This window comes from Kitasatospora gansuensis (assembly GCF_014203705.1).
Taxonomy (GTDB): Bacteria; Actinomycetota; Actinomycetes; order Streptomycetales; family Streptomycetaceae; genus Kitasatospora; species Kitasatospora gansuensis.
This window is the reverse complement of the sequence record NZ_JACHJR010000001.1, coordinates 4,043,200-4,059,934: the sequence shown is the minus strand read 5'-3', so window position 1 is coordinate 4,059,934 and position 16,735 is coordinate 4,043,200. Positions and strand designations below refer to the sequence as shown.

Below are 16,735 nucleotides of genomic sequence, written 5' to 3'. Positions count from 1 at the left end.
CCGAAATGGCATAGACGGGCCGAGTCGGTAATAGGACGAACGGCTTGTCCTGGTGTCTACAACTACACCATTCGTCCAGCCCCATCGGCCAAACCGCCAAAATTGACCCCTCACGGGTTCAAGAGCGACGGATGGCCATGGACCGTCCCATAGCGGACAGTCACCAATCGGTGACAAGCGGTTATGAGAGGACCAGACCCTTCGTTTCCCCGCAAAACAGGCACTACTCCCAGATCCACCCAGAAGTGGACACATCTGAGTGAACTTGGGCTGGTTGTCCCATTTTTACACATAGGCGTAAGTAAGCGTCAACGGTGAGTAGTGTCACGTTCGAGGGGTATTGACCCGAACCGGGACCTTCGTCCCGGACCTCAGAACCAAAGGTCCCAACCATCATCGCCTGCGGCACTGACACCTGCCCCGACCGGGACTGACGCCTCGTCAGCGCACCAGGTGTCAGCTCGCGTAGCGAAGCGCGTGCACCCGCCGCCAGCGCTCGGTCACGGTCTCGTACATCCGGGCCGCCTCCGGGCCGTCGCCGGCCCGCAGCGCCGCCACCCCCGCCTCGATCTCACCGACCGAGTCCTCCTCTGCCAGCCCGGCGCCCAGCAGGTGCACCAGACCGCCGTAGTCCAGCTCCACCAGCGAGCGCGGGTGGAACTCCTCCAGCCACCGCCCCAGCCCCTCCACCCCGCTGGCCAGCGCCCCGCTCGGCACCCGCTCGCGCAGCGCCCGGTACGCCCGGGCCACCCGACGCCGGGCCTGCGACATCGGCGTCAGGTAGAACAGCGCGGCCGGCCGGTCCGGCGGTCCGGCCGGCAGGAAGCAGCGGTCCTCGGTGCCGAACGGCAGGAACCAGCGCACCGGCACCTCCCAGCGGTTGGTCAGGATCCACGGCCGGGCGTCCGGGTGGGCCGCCCGCCAGCGCTCCCGGTCGGCCTGCGCGGCCGCCCGGACCACCGGTGGCAGCACGGTGTCCAGCAGCGCCACCGGCAGCGACTCGGCCAGCTCCTCCATCGCCTGCCAGCTGCGCAGCCTGGTCGCCCACGGACAGACGTAGGTCACCCCGTCCAGCACCCGGACGAAGGCCCGCTCGCTCTCCCGCTCGGGCAGCGCCCGCGGCGTCCGGGCCAGCAGCTCGGCCAGCGCGCCCCGCTGCTCGGCCAGCACCGCCGGAGCCACCGCCTGGGCCGCCTCCACGGCGTCCGGGCCGTACCGGGCCGCGTAGGCCTGCCAGCGGGCCCGTTCGGGCCCTGGATAGGCGGCCAGCGGCTCGTACACACGCAGATGGGCCGCGTAGGGCGGGAGCACCGAGGTACGCACAGCGGTCACACCCGGCATCGTCGCACGGGGGAGCCGACCGGGTACCCCGGAAGGATCTGAATCGTTGTGCCAAGGGGCAGAACGGGCCACAGCCCCGCGACTAGGCTTCGTTACAGGCGCCCACACCACAGCAGTGGGCCACAGATACTGGAGTCACCACAGTGACCGACGTACAGACTCTGTCCGCTTCGCACCCCGCACCCGGCGTGCTGAGCAGGATCTTCCGTACCGAGCAGGACGGCGCGCCGAACGACGGCCACGAGCAGGTCGTGCTCTGCCACGACCGCGCCTCCGGCCTGAAGGCCATCATCGCCATCCACTCCACCGCCCTCGGCCCGGCCCTCGGCGGTACCCGGTTCTTCCCCTACGTCTCCGAGGAGGCGGCGCTCGAGGACGCGCTCAACCTCTCGCGCGGGATGAGCTACAAGAACGCGCTGGCCGGGCTCGACCTCGGCGGCGGCAAGGCCGTCATCATCGGTGACCCGAACACCGCGAAGAACGAGGCGATGCTGCGCGCCTACGGCCGCTTCGTGCAGTCGCTGCGCGGTCGCTACGTCACCGCCTGCGACGTCGGCACCTACGTGCAGGACATGGACGTGGTGGCCCGTGAGTGCGACTACGTGACCGGCCGCTCACCCGAGCAGGGCGGCGCCGGCGACTCCTCGGTGCTGACCGCCTTCGGCGTCTTCCAGGGCATGCGCGCCTCCGCCCAGGCCAGCTGGGGCCAGCCCACCCTGCGCGGCCGCCGGGTCGGCGTCGCGGGCGTCGGCAAGGTCGGCCACTACCTGGTCGGCCACCTGGTCGCGGACGGTGCCACCGTGGTGATCACGGACGTCTCCGAGGCCGCCGTGAACCGGGTCAGGGCCGCCTACCCGGACGTCGAGGTGGTCGCGGACACCGCCGCGCTGCTGCAGGCCCGGCTGGACGTCTACGCCCCCTGCGCGCTCGGTGGCGCGCTGGACGACCACACGGTCGGCGCGCTCGGCGCGGCCGGCACCGCGGTGGTCTGCGGCGCGGCCAACAACCAGCTGGCCCACCCGGGCGTCGAGAAGGACCTGGCCGGCCGCGGCATCCTGTACGCGCCGGACTACCTGGTGAACTCCGGCGGCGTGATCCAGGTGGCCGACGAGTTCGAGTCGCAGCACAAGGGCGGCTACAACTTCGACCGGGCCAAGACCAAGGCCACCAAGATCTTCGACACCACGCTGGAGATCTTCACCCGGGCCACCGCCGACGGCGTGCCCCCGGCGGTGGCCGCCGACCGGCTGGCCGAGAAGCGGATGCGCGAGATCAGCGCGCTCCGCTCGGTGCTGCTGCCGGGCGCCCGCCAGGGCTGAGCCGTGATGCGGGGGAGGCGTGCCTCCCCCGCATCACGATGTGGAACCGGATTCTCGATTGGTAGCCCGAACGGGCGGTTCCGAGCCCCCGGTCGGGGGATAATCGGTCCCGGAACAACCGGCCTGGGCAGGCTCTGAACAGCCTGCGAAAGCCCGAAAATCCCCTCGTGACCTGGAAGGACCTGGTTTCGGGGGGTGGCAGTGCGCGCCACGTCACACCGGCGACGTACCGTTCGGCGGCGGAAACAGGTACCGTTAATGCTCCAAGGGACGGTTCTCCCACTTCGGGCAGACCGCTCCTGATCATGAACACGTGTCAGACTCGGGGCCGTGAGCCCCATCGTTGAGGGGGTCGACCCATGGGGCGCGGCCGGGCCAAGGCCAAGCAGACGAAGGTCGCCCGCGAGCTGAAGTACAACGGCGGCGGCTTTGACGCCAACCGTCTGTCCAGCGAGCTGGGTGTATCGCCCTCCACCGCTTCGATCAAGCCAGAACCGATCGAAGAAGAGGAAGAGGACGATCCCTACGCGGCGTATGCGGACCTCTACGCCGACGAGGATGACGACGCGGAAGCGGACGCCGGCAGTAGCCAGTCCCGTCGCGCGTAGGCATTGATGTGCGGCTCCGCCGCGCGGGCCTGACCTGACCGGCTCGGTACCCGAGGGTGCCGAGCCGGTTTTCGGCGTTCCCGCGCGACGGGTGGGTGGCAGGCGGGTTCCGGAAACGACTGAGGGCCCCCGGAGGGGCCCTCAGGACGGCGGGATCAGCTGAGCTGGAAGCCGTCGTACGCGTTGTAGAGCGTCGCGGCGTCACCGTGCTCGTCGGTGCGGTCCACGATGTCGCCCAGCAGCCAGGCCTCCACGTCGCGGTCCTCGAGGATCGCGAGCACCGTGTCGACCGACTCCGGCGGGACGACGGCGACCATGCCGACGCCCATGTTCAGGGTCTTCTCGATCTCCAGGGCGGCCATGTTGCCGACCCTGGCCACGGTCTGGAAGACCGGCAGCGGGGACCAGGTGCCACGGTCCAGGCGGGCGTGCAGGCCGGTCGGGATGACCCGGGCCAGGTTGGCCGCCAGGCCGCCGCCGGTGACGTGCGAGAAGGCGTGGATCTCGGTGGCCCGGGTGAGCGCCAGGCAGTCCAGCGAGTAGATCCGGGTCGGCTCGAGCAGCTCCTCGCCGAGCGTCCGGCCGAACTCCTCGACCTTGCGGTCCAGCTTCCAGCCCGCCTCGTTCAGCAGCACGTGCCGGACCAGCGAGTAGCCGTTCGAGTGCAGACCCGAGGCGGCCATCGCGATCACCACGTCGCCCGCCCGGACCCGCTCCGCGCCGAGCAGCGCGTCCGCCTCGACCACACCGGTGCCGGCGCCCGCGACGTCGTACTCGTCCGGGCCCAGCAGGCCCGGGTGCTCGGCGGTCTCGCCGCCGACCAGCGCGCAGCCGGCCAGCACGCAGCCCTCGGCGATGCCCTTGACGATCGCCGCGACCCGCTCCGGCACGACCTTGCCGACGCAGATGTAGTCGGTCATGAAGAGCGGCTCGGCGCCGCACACGACCAGGTCGTCGACGACCATGCCGACCAGGTCGTGGCCGATCGTGTCGTGCTTGTCCATCGCCTGCGCGATGGCGACCTTCGTCCCGACCCCGTCGGTGGCGGAGGCCAGCAGCGGGCGCTCGTACCGCTTGAAGGCGGAGGCGTCGAAGAGCCCGGCGAAGCCGCCGAGTCCGCCGACCACCTCGGGGCGGTCGGCCTTCTTCACCCACTGCTTCATGAGCTCGACGGCGCGGTCGCCCGCCTCGATGTCGACACCTGCGGCGGCATAGGTGGCGCCGCTGCTCTGGTTGCTGGTCACTGCTGACGGCCCTCTCGGGTCGGGGGACGGAGAAACTACGGACGCCGCAGCGCGTCGGCCGCGCCGTGACCGCCGAGCAGGGACTGGACACCGTCCAGGTCCGTGCCGGTCGGCTTGGTGCGGACCGCGGGCTGCTGCTTGCCACCGGCGATCTCGGCCTCGAGCAGCAGCTTGCCGAGCAGCGCCGGGTCCGGCAGCTCCATCGGGTAGACGCCGTCGAAGCAGGCCCGGCAGAGCCGGTCCTTGGGAATCGTGGTGGCCTCGATCATGGCGTCGATCGAGATGTAGGCGAGCGAGTCCGCGCCGAGGGTGCGGCCGATCTCCTCGACCGTCATGCCGTTGGCGATCAGCTCCGCGCGGGTGGCGAAGTCGATGCCGAAGAAGCACGGCCACTTGACCGGCGGCGAGGAGATCCGGATGTGCACCTCGGCGGCGCCCGCCTCGCGGAGCATCCGGACCAGCGCGCGCTGGGTGTTGCCGCGGACGATCGAGTCGTCCACGACCACCAGGCGCTTGCCCTGGATGACCTCGCGCAGCGGGTTCAGCTTCAGCCGGATGCCGAGCTGACGGATCGTCTGGCTGGGCTGGATGAAGGTGCGGCCCACGTAGGCGTTCTTCACCAGGCCGGAGCCGTACGGGATGCCGCTGGCCTCGGCGTAGCCGATCGCGGCGGGGGTGCCGGACTCCGGAGTGGCTATCACCAGGTCGGCCTCGACGGGGGCCTCCTTGGCCAGCCGACGGCCCATCTCCACGCGGGAGAGGTGCACGTTACGGCCGGCGATGGAGGTGTCGGGGCGGGCCAGGTAGACGTACTCGAAGACGCAGCCCTTGGGCTTGGCCTCGGCGAAGCGCGAGGTGCGCATGCCGTTCTCGTCGATGGCGATCAGCTCGCCGGGCTCGACCTCGCGGATGAAGGACGCGCCGCAGATGTCGAGGGCGGCCGTCTCGGAGGCCACCACCCAGCCGCGCTCCAGGCGGCCGAGGACCAGCGGGCGGATGCCCTGCGGGTCGCGGGCCGCGTAGAGGGTGTGCTCGTCCATGAAGACCAGCGAGAACGCGCCCTTGACCTTGGGCAGGATCAGCTTGGCGGTCTCCTCGATCGAGAGATCGGGGTGGCCCGCGAGCAGCGCCGTCACCAGGTCGGTGTCGTTGGTCGCGGCCGAGCGGCCGGAGCGCGAGACGTGCTCCTCGCCCGGCAGTGCGGCCACCATCTCGGCGAGCTCGGCGGTGTTGACCAGGTTTCCGTTGTGGCCGAGGGCCAGCGAACCGTGAACGGTCGCCCGGAAGGTCGGCTGGGCGTTCTCCCAGACCGAGGACCCGGTGGTCGAGTAGCGGGCATGTCCGACGGCGATATGACCGTGCAGCGAACCCAGGGAGGCCTCGTCGAAGACCTGGGAGACAAGTCCCATGTCCTTGAAGACGAGAATCTGGGCTCCGTTGCTGACTGCGATGCCCGCGGATTCCTGTCCGCGGTGCTGCAGGGCATAGAGGCCGAAGTACGTGAGCTTTGCGACCTCCTCGCCGGGAGCCCAGACACCGAAGACGCCGCAAGCGTCCTGGGGGCCTTTCTCGCCGGGAAGAAGATCGTGGTTGAGTCGTCCGTCTCCACGTGGCACGTCTTCGAGTCTAGGGCAGTTCCGTACGCCTTCCCGAACAGCGAACGGGCGGTGAATTGGCCGATCCGATAGCGACGCGCGTAGACAAAACCCCTTACCGCTCCCCCGCTTTTCCCGGCAACAATTCGTTGAATGCGTGTCGGGCCTTGTCGCACCCGGACTGCGGCCCGTTCCGGGAGCTGACGACCCGTCGGATCGCGGCCCCGGACGTGACCCTGCTCACGCGACCGGCAGCAGCAGCTGCCAGACCCCCGGATGGAGGGTCCAGACCCTGGCCCGGACCGGGCCGACCCGGCAGCCGTCCGCCTGGTAGCCGAAGTCGCGGCCGGTCACCGCCAGCCGGGTGGCCCGGACGGTGCGCGGGCCGCGGGCCAGCTGGAGCAGCAGCTCCATCTCGCCGGAACCGGCCGAGAGGGCGGCCTGCAGGCGGTGCACCGGCTCGTCCAGGTCGACCAGCAGCCGGCCGTCCGCCTCGACCCGGAGCCGGGGGTCGTCGGAACCGAGTGAGGTCCCCTGCTCGGCCGCAGCCAGTTTCGCCCATAGCGAACGCAGTCCGGTCGGGCGGCTCGCGCCGTGGGCGTGGATGCTGACCCCGCCGAACACCACCCCGCCGCCGTCGTCCACCAGCAGGTCGAGCTTGCGGGCGGCGCCGTGCAGGACCGCCCTGGCGGCCGCCACCGGCTGCCCGGGAACGCCCAGCGAACGTCCGGTGGCCAGCGCCTCGGGCCGGCCGACCGGGATCAGGCCGATCGGGTCGGTGCCCAGCTCACGCTGCCGGTGCAGGGCCTGCAGCACGCGTTGCAGCGCCAGATCGGAACCGATCACAACCGGTCGGCGACGGCCCCGATGAGCCAGCACCCGGTCGAGTTCGGACGGGCTCTCCGGCAGTGCGACCTTCACGTCCGCGCCCCCGCAGAGCACGTCCCGGGCGATCCGGACCGACTCGCCGTCGGCCTGCCGGGCCGCCGGGTCGAGCAGGACCAGCAGCTGACCAGGGGTGTCCGGATCGACGGCGCGGTCTTCGGGCGTGGACAGCGACGACACGACCGGTCCTTCCTCAGGTAATCTCTCGGTGCAAGAGCCCCTTGCGCTATTGCGCCAGGGGCTTCGTCTATCTCGGGGCAGACTGCGGCCTACGCAGGATGCCCCAACCGGAAGGGGTGTACGCCTGTGCCGGCACTCGTGCTCGTTGGTGCCCAGTGGGGAGACGAGGGCAAGGGGAAGGCGACGGACCTCCTCGGCGGCTCCGTCGACTACGTCGTTCGCTACCAGGGCGGCAACAACGCCGGTCACACGGTGGTCATCGGCGATCAGAAGTACGCCCTGCACCTGCTGCCTTCCGGCATTCTCAGCCCGAACGTGACGCCGGTGATCGGCAACGGTGTGGTGATCGACCCGGGCGTGCTGCTCTCCGAGCTCAGCGGCCTGAACGATCGCGGCATCGACACCTCGAAGCTGCTGATCTCGGGCAACGCCCACCTGATCACGCCGTACCACCGCACCCTGGACAAGGTCACCGAGCGCTTCCTCGGCAAGCGCCGGATCGGCACCACGGGCCGCGGCATCGGCCCGACCTACGCGGACAAGATCAACCGCGTCGGCATCCGGGTGCAGGACCTCTTCGACGAGTCGATCCTCGTCCAGAAGGTCGAAGCGGCCCTGCACGACAAGAACCAGCTGCTGGTCAAGCTCTACAACCGCCGCGCCATCCCGGCCGACCTGGTGGTCCAGGAGTACCTCGGCTACGCCGAGAAGATCCGCCCGTTCCTGGCCGACACCACGCTCGTCCTGGACGAGGCGCTGAAGGCCAACAAGGTCGTCCTGCTGGAGGGCGGCCAGGGCACCCTGCTGGACGTCGACCACGGCACGTACCCCTTCGTCACCTCGTCGAACCCGACCGCCGGCGGTGCCTGCACCGGTGCCGGCATCGGCCCGACGAAGATCGACCGGGTCATCGGCATCCTGAAGGCGTACACCACCCGGGTCGGCTCGGGCCCGTTCCCGACCGAGCTGCTGGACGCCGACGGCGAGGCGCTGCGGCGGATCGGTGGCGAGCGCGGTGTCACCACCGGCCGTGACCGGCGCTGCGGCTGGTTCGACGCGGTGATCGCGCGGTACGCGACCCGGGTGAACGGCCTGACCGACTTCTTCCTCACCAAGCTGGACGTGCTGACCGGCTGGGAGCAGATCCCGGTCTGCGTGGCGTACGAGATCGACGGCAAGCGCGTCGAGGAACTCCCGTACAACCAGTCGGACTTCCACCACGCCAAGCCGATCTACGAGAACTTCCCCGGCTGGACCGAGGACATCTCGAAGGCGCAGACCTTCGCCGACCTGCCGAAGAACGCGCAGGCCTACGTGAAGGCGCTGGAGGAGATGTCCGGCGCGCCGATCTCGGCGATCGGGGTCGGCCCCGGCCGGACCGAGACGATCCAGATCAACTCGTTCGTCTGATCGGGTAGTTGAACACCCGAAGGGCCCCGCGCGATCCTGCTGCGCGGGGCCCTTCGGCGTCGGTTCAGGCGCGCAGCGGGAGCAGCACCAGCTCGCGGACCTCGCTCCAGCGCTCGCGCAGGTCGGCCCGGTCGTACAGGGTCGCGGAGATGTGCTGCATGCCGAAGAAGGCCGAGACGATGGTCCTGGCGGCGGCGCCCGGGTCCACGTCGGGGCGCAGCTCGCCCTGCTCCAGGGCCTGGCCGAGCAGGTCGGTGAGCAGTTCGATCCAGCCGATGTACGGGGTCGGCAGCGGGAGTCCGATCAGGATGGACTCCAGTTGCAGCCGGGCCCCGGCCTGCACCACCACGTCGTCGGCGAACGCCTCGGCGGCGCCGTCCACCATCGCCAGCACGGTGCCGAGCGGGCCGGCCTGCTGGGCCTTGGCGCGCTCCAGCAGGGCGGGCCAGCGGGTGTAGTGGGCCTCCACCACGGCGACCGCGAGGACCTCCTTGCCGGGGAAGTGGAAGTAGACGGCTCCCTTGGTCATCTTGGCCGCGGCGGCCACGTCCTGGACCGAGGTGCCGTGGAAGCCGCGAGCTGCGAACAGCTCGGCGGCGCAGTTCAGGACCAGCTCCCGGGTCCGCTGGGCACGGTCCTGCCGGAGGTCGGGACTCCGGCGGGCGCTGGGCGGAGTGCTCTCCCAGCCTGCGAGCTTCGGTGCGTCTTCCACGCTGTGGGCCTTCCGGTGGTGCGTTGTGCTGTGTCGCTGAGGGTATCCCCGGGTGGGGCATTGCAATATACATCCCGGCAGGTATATTTTTGCCGAGCGCCGAACGTGATCACCAAGTCACCCAGGCGCACCGAGGAGTCGGGCCAGGTCACCGCCATCGGCGCAGTGACCGCCCGCTCGGCCGAGGACTCGTAGTCCAGCCGGCCGGTACCCGCACGACGAGCCGTCCGTACAGCGGACCCGCCACGACCCGTGCCGCACCGCCCGGCCCGCAGCCGGAACATTCCGCTCGGAACACTCACCTGACCGCACCCGGTCGCGCAACGGCGCGCCGACCGCCCGGACAGGCTTCGTAGCTCATGGAAATTCCCAAGGGGAGGGTTCGTCCATGTCGCCTGCCACCACCACCTGCGCACCACTCGCACCACTCGCACCGGCCGCGATCGGAGCGGCCGCGGGGGCCGACTCCGCCCGTCGGCCGCTCAGCTTCGACCGGCCCGTGTCGCGGGCCAGCGTGCACAAGAGCGCCGACCGCGAGGTGCTGATCACCGACGCGCGGCAGCTGACCGGGGACCGCTACGCGGTCGCCGCCCGCTGGTCCAGGAACCACCTGCTCGGCCACCGCCCGGAGGCGCTGACCAGCGATCCGCTGCTGCTGGTGGAGACCGTCCGGCAGGCCGCGATCCACCTGGCGCACCGCTTCCTCGACGTCCCGGCCGGGCACCCCTTCGTGATGCAGGACCTGGACTTCGAGCTCCTCGGCGACCGACTGCCGGGGGGCGGCCGGGCCGGGCTGCCGGTGCTGCTGGACGCCACCTGCGTCCGCCGGATCACCGGGCGGCGGTTCCGGTTCGCGCTGGAGGCGACCCTGCTGGTGGACGGGGTGCGCTGCGCCCGGATGGGGGTCCGCTGGGAGGTGCTGCCGCCCGCGCCGTACGCGCTGCTGCGCGAGCGGGCCGGCTACCTGGCCGGGGCCGGGCCGGTCGGCCGGCCGGGCCCTGCCGACCGCCGGGACGTCCTGCTGACCGACGATCCCGCGCTGCCGCACGGGAGTTGGCGACTGCTGGCCGACCCCACCCACCCGGTGCTGTTCGACCACCCCTGTGACCACGTGCCCGGCACCGTGCTGCTGGAGGCGCTCCGCCAGGCGGCTGCCAGGGCCGTACCCGGCTGGTCGCCGACCGACGGGCGGCTGGTCTTCCACTCCTTCGGCGAGCACCACCGGGAGGTGACCGTCTCGGCCCGGGTCGAGGACGGCCGAATCCTCACCCTGGCCACCCAGGACGGCCGCCAGGTCGCCTCCGCGCTGTTCAACGCCCGGACGGTGGCCTCGTGCTGACGGAACTTCGGACCGACGGTGGCCTCGCGGCGGCGGAGCACCGGGCGAACGGCCGCTGCGACCGGCGGGTGCGGGGCAGCCGCACGACGACGGGCCGAGCGGTGGCCTTCTTCGACGTGGACGAGACGCTGATCGCCGCCAAGAGCATGGTCGCCTTCTGGCAGCACTGGGCGCCGGACCGCCCGGACGAGCTTCGCTCGCTGCTCACCGGGCCGCTGCCCAGGGCCGAGCGGAACCGGGCGTACTTCCGGCTGTTCGCCGGGGTGCCGGCGGACCGGCTGCGGGCGGCCGGCGCGGAGTGGTACCGGGGTTTCCGGGACCGGCCGGACGCCTTCCTGCCCGGCTCGGTGGCCGCCCTGCGCGGACACCTGACGGCCGGTCACCGGATCGCCCTGGTCTCCGGCTCCTGCCGGGAGCTGCTGGAGCCGCTGGCCGAGGAGCTGGGCGCGGAGCTGATCCTGTGCACCGAACCCGAGCTGGACGACTCCGGCCGGCTGACCGGCGAGGTGGTCGAGCCGATGATCGGCGAGGCCAAGGCGGCCGCGGTCCGCCGGACCGTCGCCGCGCTCGGCCTGCGGACGGCGGACTGCTACGCGTACGGCGACGACGCCACCGACCTGCCGATGCTGCGGACGGTGGGCCACCCGGTCGCGGTCGGCACCGACCCAGGGCTGGCGGAGCAGGCGGCCCGGGCCGGCTGGCGGGTGCTGGGCCACTGACCTGCGGCGACCCCGGACTCCGGGGTCGCCGCCGTATTGGGCCATCAAAAAATACCTTCCCGAGGGTATATTAATGACGAGCCATCAGAGAACGGGGGACGGCATGAACGAGGTCACGCTGCACGGCCGACCGGACGGAGCCGAACGAAGATGACCAGCACGCTCGACCTGGCCTGCCTCGGCATCGGCCCGGACGCCCTCCGGATCTACCTGCACCTGCTCGACCACCCGCGCTGCACCGACCTGCCCGGCGAGAGCGGGCTGCCGGCCGGGGAGGCCGAGCGGGCCCTCGCGGTGCTGGCCGGCCACGGCCTGGTGCGACCCGGGCCCGGTGACAGCCCCTGGGCCGTGGTGGACCCGGCCGGGGCGGTGGAGCGGCTGATCGAGCGCCGGTTCACCCAGCTCAACGACGACCTGCGCCGGGTCGCCGCCGTCCGGACCGCCCTGCCGGAGCTCTGCGCCGCCTTCCGGGACGGCCACCGGGACGAGCAGCCGGTGGAGATCGAACGGCTGGAGGGGGTGGCCGAGGTCCGGTCCCGGCTGGACGACCTGGCCTTCTTCGCCCGCCGCGAGGTGCTGGCGCTGCAGCCCTCGTACTCCCCCGAGATGATCGCGGTGGCCCGCCCGCTCGACCTGCGCTGCCTGCGCCGGGGCGTCGGCCTGCGCACCGTGGTGACCCAGGAGGCCGCCGAGCACCCGGTGACCCACGCCTACCTGCGCGAACTGGCCGGGCTCGGGGCCCGGATCCGGGTCAGCGACCGCGCGGTGGAGCGGCTGGTCGCGTACGACGAGGAGGTCGCGGTGGTGCCGGTGGACCCGCGGCGGAGCGCGCGCGGAGCGCTGGTGATCCGTCAGCCGGGGCTGGTCTCCAGCATGGTGCGGCTGTTCGAGGAGATCTGGTCCTCGGCGTACGACCTGGAGGGGCCGACCGCGGCCGGGGCGCTCAGCGCGGCCGACCGGGAGGTGCTGCGGATCCTGTGCGCGGTGGACAAGGACGAGATCGGCGCCCGGCAGATGGGGGTCTCGCTGCGGACCTTCCGGCGCTACGTGGCCGATCTGATGCTCCGGCTGAACGCCGCCAACCGGTTCCACGCCGCCATGCTCGCCAAGGAGGCGGGCTGGATCTAGGGGCTTCGGAACCGGTCGGCCGCGTGCGGTCCGTTACTCCCAGCCGTTGCCGTGGTCCATTTCGCTCCCCCGTCCGTCCGTGACGTGCCGTCACGCCGGGCCCGCTGCCCGACTTCGTCAAGTCTGCCGCCCCGGCGGGCGGTTCGGACGGGTCGGGGCCACCAGCAAGCTGCCAGCGGGCGACATCTTGGTGCCACCCCCGGGTCACCCCTCGGCCAGCCGCCAGGTCCGCAGCGCCGGGTCGGCCAGCGCCCGGGTGACCTCGGCCCGCAGCTCGGCCAGACTGGGGGCGTACCCGGTCAGCTCCAGCAGGCCGGCGGCCGGCGCGCGGTGGACGGTCCGCCAGCCGGGCGGCAGTTGGGCCAGCAGCCGGACCGCGCCGATCGGGGCGACCCCGGCGGCCAGCGCGTCCTCGGTCCCGACCAGCACCCGGTACGGCGTAGTGCTCTCCATCAACGGGCGACCCTTTCGGTGAACTTGGTAGGTGCACCATCATCTCCACGGGGGGACCGTCCAACTGACGGACCGTCCGTCAGCAAGCTGTCCGGCGCTGACAGGTTGCTGACAGCCGGGCCGATTGCGGTCAGCCGGGCGGCCAGCACCGGGAGCAGGTCGGCCAGCCCGTCGCGGTAGAAGTGCCCACCGGGCAGGGTCAGTTCCTCGAAAGCACGGTCGGTGAGACCGGCCCAGCCGGACAGCAGCCCGGCCGTCACCAGCGGATCGTCCGCGCCGCGCACCGCGAGCACCGGGCAGCCGACCGGTTCGGGGCCGGCCGGGCGGTAGCGGGCCGCCGCCGTGACGTCCGCCCGGAGCACCCGGCCGAACAGCAGCCGGGCCGCCGGGTGCGCCCTGAGGGCCGGCGGCAGCCCGCCCAGGTCGGCGACCCGCTGCCACAACTCATCGTCAGTGCCGACCAGTTCGGCGGCGGTCGAGTGCAGCCAGGGCGGCGCCGAGGCGCTCACCAGCAACAGTTGGGCCGCCCGGCCGAGGGCGTGCGCCCGGGCCGCCCAGGCGGCGCCGAGCAGCGCGCCCATGCTGTGGCCGACCACCGCCCAGCGCTCCCCCTGGGCCGGGGTGTGCTCGGCCACTAGCCGGTCCACCAGGGCGGGCACCGAATCCACCAGCGGTTCGCCCAACCTGGTGCCCCGGCCCGGCAGTTCGACCGCCACCGGCTGGACGCCGAGAGCGCTCAACGGCTCGATCCAGTCCTTGAACACCCCGGCCGAGGCACCGGCCGGGGGGAGCAGGAACACCCTCATGCGGGCACCGGCACGGCGGCCGCGCCGACGGTGGCCAGCTCGGCGGTCACCACCCGGCCGAGCGCGCCGAGCAGCGCGCTGTCCTTCACCTCGTTGCCCAACTGGGCCGTCCGGCACAGCATCTTGAGCATCCGCCAGGCCCGGACCGCCTCGTTCAGCGCGGCCATCAGGCCCTCGCCGCCGTCCGGCAGCAGCTCCCAGGGCTCGGTGCTGCGGGAGTACGCCTCGATCAGCGCCAGGTAGGCCCGCTCGGTCATCAGCGCGGAGGTGTACGAGTTGGCGAACTGGGCGTACCGCCGGATCCCGCCCTCGGCCAGCGCGTCGGTGAACGCCTGCCGGTACGCCTCGATCTCCCCGGCCAGCCGGGCCCGGTCGGCCAGGAACTCGTCCACCGCGCGCGCCTCGCGCTCGCGCACCGCACCGGACTTGAGCAGCTCGAGCGCCCGCTCGCCGACGTTCAGCCGGTAGAGCGTGTCATGCTTCTCGTAGACGTGGAACAGGTTGGAGCGGACCGACTCGACGAACAGCTGCCGGTCGAAGGTGAGCGCCAGGGTGCGGGTGCCGACGTTGTCGATGCCCGTCCAGGTCTGCGCGTCGAAGTCGATCACCGTGACCTTGTGGCCGTTGGTGCGGTGCTCCTGCAGGTAGTACTCCTGGAAGTGCTCGTGGTAGTAGCTGTCCACCCGGGCGATGCAGTGGCCGTGCTCGCGCACGGTGGCCTCGATGGTGGCGGCGAGGTCGCCCTCCACCGGCAGGTGGTACTTCTCCACCCCGAACTCCTGGAGCAGCACCACGTCCCTGGCCGCCTCGCTGTCCAGCAGGTTGCGGCAGGTCAGGCCGCCCCAGTCGGCCTGGATCCGGGGTGCGCCGGCCACCAGCAGGAAGGCGGCGAACAGGCGGCTGGGCAGCAGCTGGGCCAGGCTCACCACGTGGCAGTCGTAGTAGACGCTCTCCACGGCGTCCCACTCCAGCCCGGTGACCCCGGAGCGGTGGCTGATCTGACCGGCGTTCATCTGGTGCTCCCGTAGGCGAGGAAGAGTTTGGCGGGGGACCGGAACGAGAAGCCCTCGATCGGGTCGGGGTGGGGTTCGGCGAACCGGAGGTCGGGGCAGCGCTCCAGCAGGATGCGCAGGGCGGTGATCACCTCGGCGAGCGCCATCCGGCGGCCCATGCACTGGTGCCGGCCCGCGCCGAACGACAGGTGGCGGGCGGCCGGGCGCTCCGGGTCGAAGACGTCCGGGTCGGGGAAGACCTCGGGGTCGCGGTTGGCCGAGCCGAGCAGGATGGTCAGCAGCGAGCCGCGCGGCACCTCGGTGCCGAGCAGTTCGCCGCCGGTCCAGATCCGTACCGTGCTGTGGATCGGTGGCTCGAAGCGCAGCGTCTCCTCGACGATGCCCTCCAGCAACTCCGGCTCCGCATAGGCTCGTTCGAGTAGCTCGGGCCGGGTGCAGAGCACGTGCAGGGCGTTCGCGAGCAGCCGGTTGCTGGTGTCGATGGCGGCCGGGATGAGCAGGCCGATCTGCCGGACGATCTCGTCGTCGTCCACCTCCGCGCCCTCGGCGGCGGCGGTCAGCAACTGGCCGATCACGCTGCCGTCCGGGGCCGGGCGGAGCTCGTCCACCCGGCGGTGCAGCAGCTCGCGCATACCGGCCCAGGCGGTCACGGCCGCCCGCCGGGTGTCGGGGGTGGCGGCGTCGAAGTAGCCGATCACCGCGTCGGTGCAGGACTGGAACTCCTCCACGTCCTCGGTCCGGACGCCGATGATCTGGGACATCACCCGGATCGGGACCTCGTTGGCGAAGCCGGCCACGAAGTCGGCCCGGCCACTGCCGCCGAGACCGTCGATCACCCGGTGCACCGAGTTGGGGACCAGGTCCTCCAGGTAGCCGGGCACGGCGGGCGCGGCGAAGGAGCGGTTGGTCAGCGAGCGGAGCCGGGCGTGCTCGCGGCCGTCCACGTCCATCACGGTGCGGCCGAACAGCACCCGGGAGGCCCGGAACGGGCTCTCCACCGAGGCGTTCTTGTCCTTCAGGACCGCGCCGACCGCCTGATGGGTGGTCACGTAGTAGGTGCGGTCCGGCTCGGACCAGACCAGCGGGCCCTGCTCGCGCAGCCGGGCGTACGCGGGGTAGGGGTCGAGCCGGAAGGCCGGGGAGTCCAGCCCCGCGGTGGCCCGCTCGGCGGCGACGGTCATCGGGCCGTCTCCGTCTCCGCCGATACCGCCACGAACCGCAGCCGCCAGTAGTCGGCGTACCAGCGGCCGTCCCGGCGCAGGGTGGGCTCGGCCAGTTCGCCGGCCCGGCGGAAGACCTCCTCGTGCTCGGCCTCGGGCAGGTGGGCGACCAGGGCGGAGCCGAACATCCGCAGCCAGTCCACCACCCCGTCCGGGCAGTCGTGCAGCTCGGTCTCGCGCGGGAAGTGCTCGATCCGGCTGACCCGGAAGCCGTTGTTCTCCAGCAGCTCGGCGTACTCGCCGGGCTCGGGGAAGTACCAGGGCGAGCGCAGGCCCGCGTCCTGGCCGCGCTCGGCCAGCGCGGCGCGCAGCGCCTCGACGATCCCGGCGACGTTGCGGGCGCCGCCCATCTCGGCGACGAACCGGCCGCCGGGGCGGAGCGCGGTGCGGACCGAGCGGATCACCTGCTCTGGGCGGGTCATCCAGTGCAGCGCGGCGTTCGAGAACACCGCGTCGACCGGCTCGACCACCTTGAAGTCGTGGCCGTCGGCCAGCACCGCGGGCTGCCGCAACCGCTGGCTGGCGGCCACCACCATGGCCGGGTCGCTGTCCACCAGCAGCACCCGGGCGCCCCGGTCGCGGATCTGTTCGGCCAACTCGCCGGTGCCGCAGCCGAGATCGAGCACCGTCTCGCCGGGCTGCGGGGCGAGCAGGTCGAGCACCCCGCCGGCCAGCCGGGAGACGTAGCCGAACTGGCTGTCGTAGCGGCCCGCGTCCCAGGCCGGGACCTCGACGGGCTGCTCCAGGATTTCCTGAGTCATCG

At 71.9% G+C, this 16,735-nt stretch carries 16 protein-coding genes; 6 read left to right on the top strand and 10 right to left on the bottom strand.

Features of this window, described 5'->3' with window-relative positions:
* Positions 1 to 456 precede the first annotated feature (456 nt).
* Entirely contained in the window at positions 457 to 1,341 is an 885-nt protein-coding gene (locus F4556_RS17880; protein WP_184916923.1) for a DUF8083 family protein, read from the bottom strand.
* Between the two features lie 143 nt (positions 1,342 to 1,484).
* Between F4556_RS17880 and F4556_RS17875 the strand changes: the two genes are divergently transcribed.
* Both F4556_RS17875 and F4556_RS17870 read left to right on the top strand, forming a co-directional pair.
* Positions 1,485 to 2,660: a Glu/Leu/Phe/Val dehydrogenase dimerization domain-containing protein gene (locus F4556_RS17875; RefSeq protein WP_376775713.1), complete on the top strand. Its 1,176-nt coding sequence runs from the start codon at positions 1,485 to 1,487 to the stop codon at positions 2,658 to 2,660.
* 359 nt (positions 2,661 to 3,019) lie between these two features.
* The gene (locus F4556_RS17870; protein ID WP_184916921.1) at positions 3,020 to 3,268 is read left to right on the top strand and encodes a DUF3073 family protein; all 249 of its coding nucleotides are present in this window, start codon (positions 3,020 to 3,022) and stop codon (positions 3,266 to 3,268) included.
* A 155-nt stretch (positions 3,269 to 3,423) separates the two neighbouring features.
* Here F4556_RS17870 and purM read toward each other — a convergent pair whose 3' ends face one another.
* The 3 genes from purM to F4556_RS17855 form a co-directional block, all read right to left on the bottom strand.
* The gene (gene purM / locus F4556_RS17865) at positions 3,424 to 4,512 is read right to left on the bottom strand and encodes a phosphoribosylformylglycinamidine cyclo-ligase (RefSeq protein ID WP_184916918.1); all 1,089 of its coding nucleotides are present in this window, start codon (positions 4,510 to 4,512) and stop codon (positions 3,424 to 3,426) included.
* 35 nt (positions 4,513 to 4,547) lie between these two features.
* Positions 4,548 to 6,128, bottom strand: a complete 1,581-nt coding sequence (gene purF, locus F4556_RS17860; protein WP_184916914.1) for an amidophosphoribosyltransferase — start codon at positions 6,126 to 6,128, stop codon at positions 4,548 to 4,550.
* 219 nt (positions 6,129 to 6,347) lie between these two features.
* Complete coding sequence (locus tag F4556_RS17855; RefSeq protein ID WP_313068347.1) at positions 6,348 to 7,172, bottom strand: diacylglycerol kinase; 825 nt, start codon at positions 7,170 to 7,172, stop codon at positions 6,348 to 6,350.
* A gap of 126 nt (positions 7,173 to 7,298) precedes the next feature.
* On the opposite strand from F4556_RS17855, the gene F4556_RS17850 reads away from it, so the two are divergent.
* Positions 7,299 to 8,582: an adenylosuccinate synthase gene (locus tag F4556_RS17850; protein ID WP_184916910.1), complete on the top strand. Its 1,284-nt coding sequence runs from the start codon at positions 7,299 to 7,301 to the stop codon at positions 8,580 to 8,582.
* A 64-nt stretch (positions 8,583 to 8,646) separates the two neighbouring features.
* Here the strand turns inward: F4556_RS17850 and F4556_RS17845 are convergent, their stop codons facing one another.
* Complete coding sequence (locus F4556_RS17845; RefSeq protein WP_313068346.1) at positions 8,647 to 9,294, bottom strand: ScbR family autoregulator-binding transcription factor; 648 nt, start codon at positions 9,292 to 9,294, stop codon at positions 8,647 to 8,649.
* A gap of 388 nt (positions 9,295 to 9,682) precedes the next feature.
* On the opposite strand from F4556_RS17845, the gene F4556_RS17840 reads away from it, so the two are divergent.
* From F4556_RS17840 to F4556_RS17830, 3 genes are all read left to right on the top strand, one after another.
* A complete protein-coding gene (locus tag F4556_RS17840) occupies positions 9,683 to 10,633 on the top strand; it encodes a ScbA/BarX family gamma-butyrolactone biosynthesis protein (RefSeq protein ID WP_184916907.1) in 951 nt (316 codons plus the stop codon).
* A complete protein-coding gene (locus tag F4556_RS17835; RefSeq protein WP_313068345.1) occupies positions 10,627 to 11,352 on the top strand; it encodes an HAD family hydrolase in 726 nt (241 codons plus the stop codon). Before F4556_RS17840 ends, F4556_RS17835 begins: the two co-directional genes overlap by 7 nt.
* Positions 11,353 to 11,502: 150 nt before the next feature.
* Positions 11,503 to 12,480 (top strand): helix-turn-helix domain-containing protein, encoded by a 978-nt coding sequence (locus F4556_RS17830; protein ID WP_184916904.1) that lies wholly within the window; start codon positions 11,503 to 11,505, stop codon positions 12,478 to 12,480.
* Between the two features lie 204 nt (positions 12,481 to 12,684).
* Here the strand turns inward: F4556_RS17830 and F4556_RS17825 are convergent, their stop codons facing one another.
* Genes F4556_RS17825 through F4556_RS17805 form a run of 5 tightly spaced genes read right to left on the bottom strand, consistent with a single transcriptional unit; the run spans position 12,685 to position 16,733 of the window.
* Complete coding sequence (locus tag F4556_RS17825; protein WP_184916901.1) at positions 12,685 to 12,933, bottom strand: hypothetical protein; 249 nt, start codon at positions 12,931 to 12,933, stop codon at positions 12,685 to 12,687.
* Positions 12,933 to 13,739: a thioesterase II family protein gene (locus tag F4556_RS17820; RefSeq protein WP_184916898.1), complete on the bottom strand. Its 807-nt coding sequence runs from the start codon at positions 13,737 to 13,739 to the stop codon at positions 12,933 to 12,935. The genes F4556_RS17825 and F4556_RS17820 overlap by 1 nt, the downstream gene beginning before the upstream one ends.
* A complete protein-coding gene (locus tag F4556_RS17815; RefSeq protein ID WP_184916895.1) occupies positions 13,736 to 14,752 on the bottom strand; it encodes a hypothetical protein in 1,017 nt (338 codons plus the stop codon). Before F4556_RS17815 ends, F4556_RS17820 begins: the two co-directional genes overlap by 4 nt.
* Positions 14,749 to 15,933 carry a cytochrome P450 gene (locus F4556_RS17810; RefSeq protein ID WP_184916892.1) on the bottom strand — a complete coding sequence of 395 codons (1,185 nt, stop codon included), beginning with the start codon at positions 15,931 to 15,933 and terminating at the stop codon, positions 14,749 to 14,751. Before F4556_RS17810 ends, F4556_RS17815 begins: the two co-directional genes overlap by 4 nt.
* A complete protein-coding gene (locus F4556_RS17805) occupies positions 15,930 to 16,733 on the bottom strand; it encodes a class I SAM-dependent methyltransferase (protein ID WP_184916889.1) in 804 nt (267 codons plus the stop codon). The genes F4556_RS17810 and F4556_RS17805 overlap by 4 nt, the downstream gene beginning before the upstream one ends.
* Between the last annotated feature and the right edge of the window lie 2 nt (positions 16,734 to 16,735).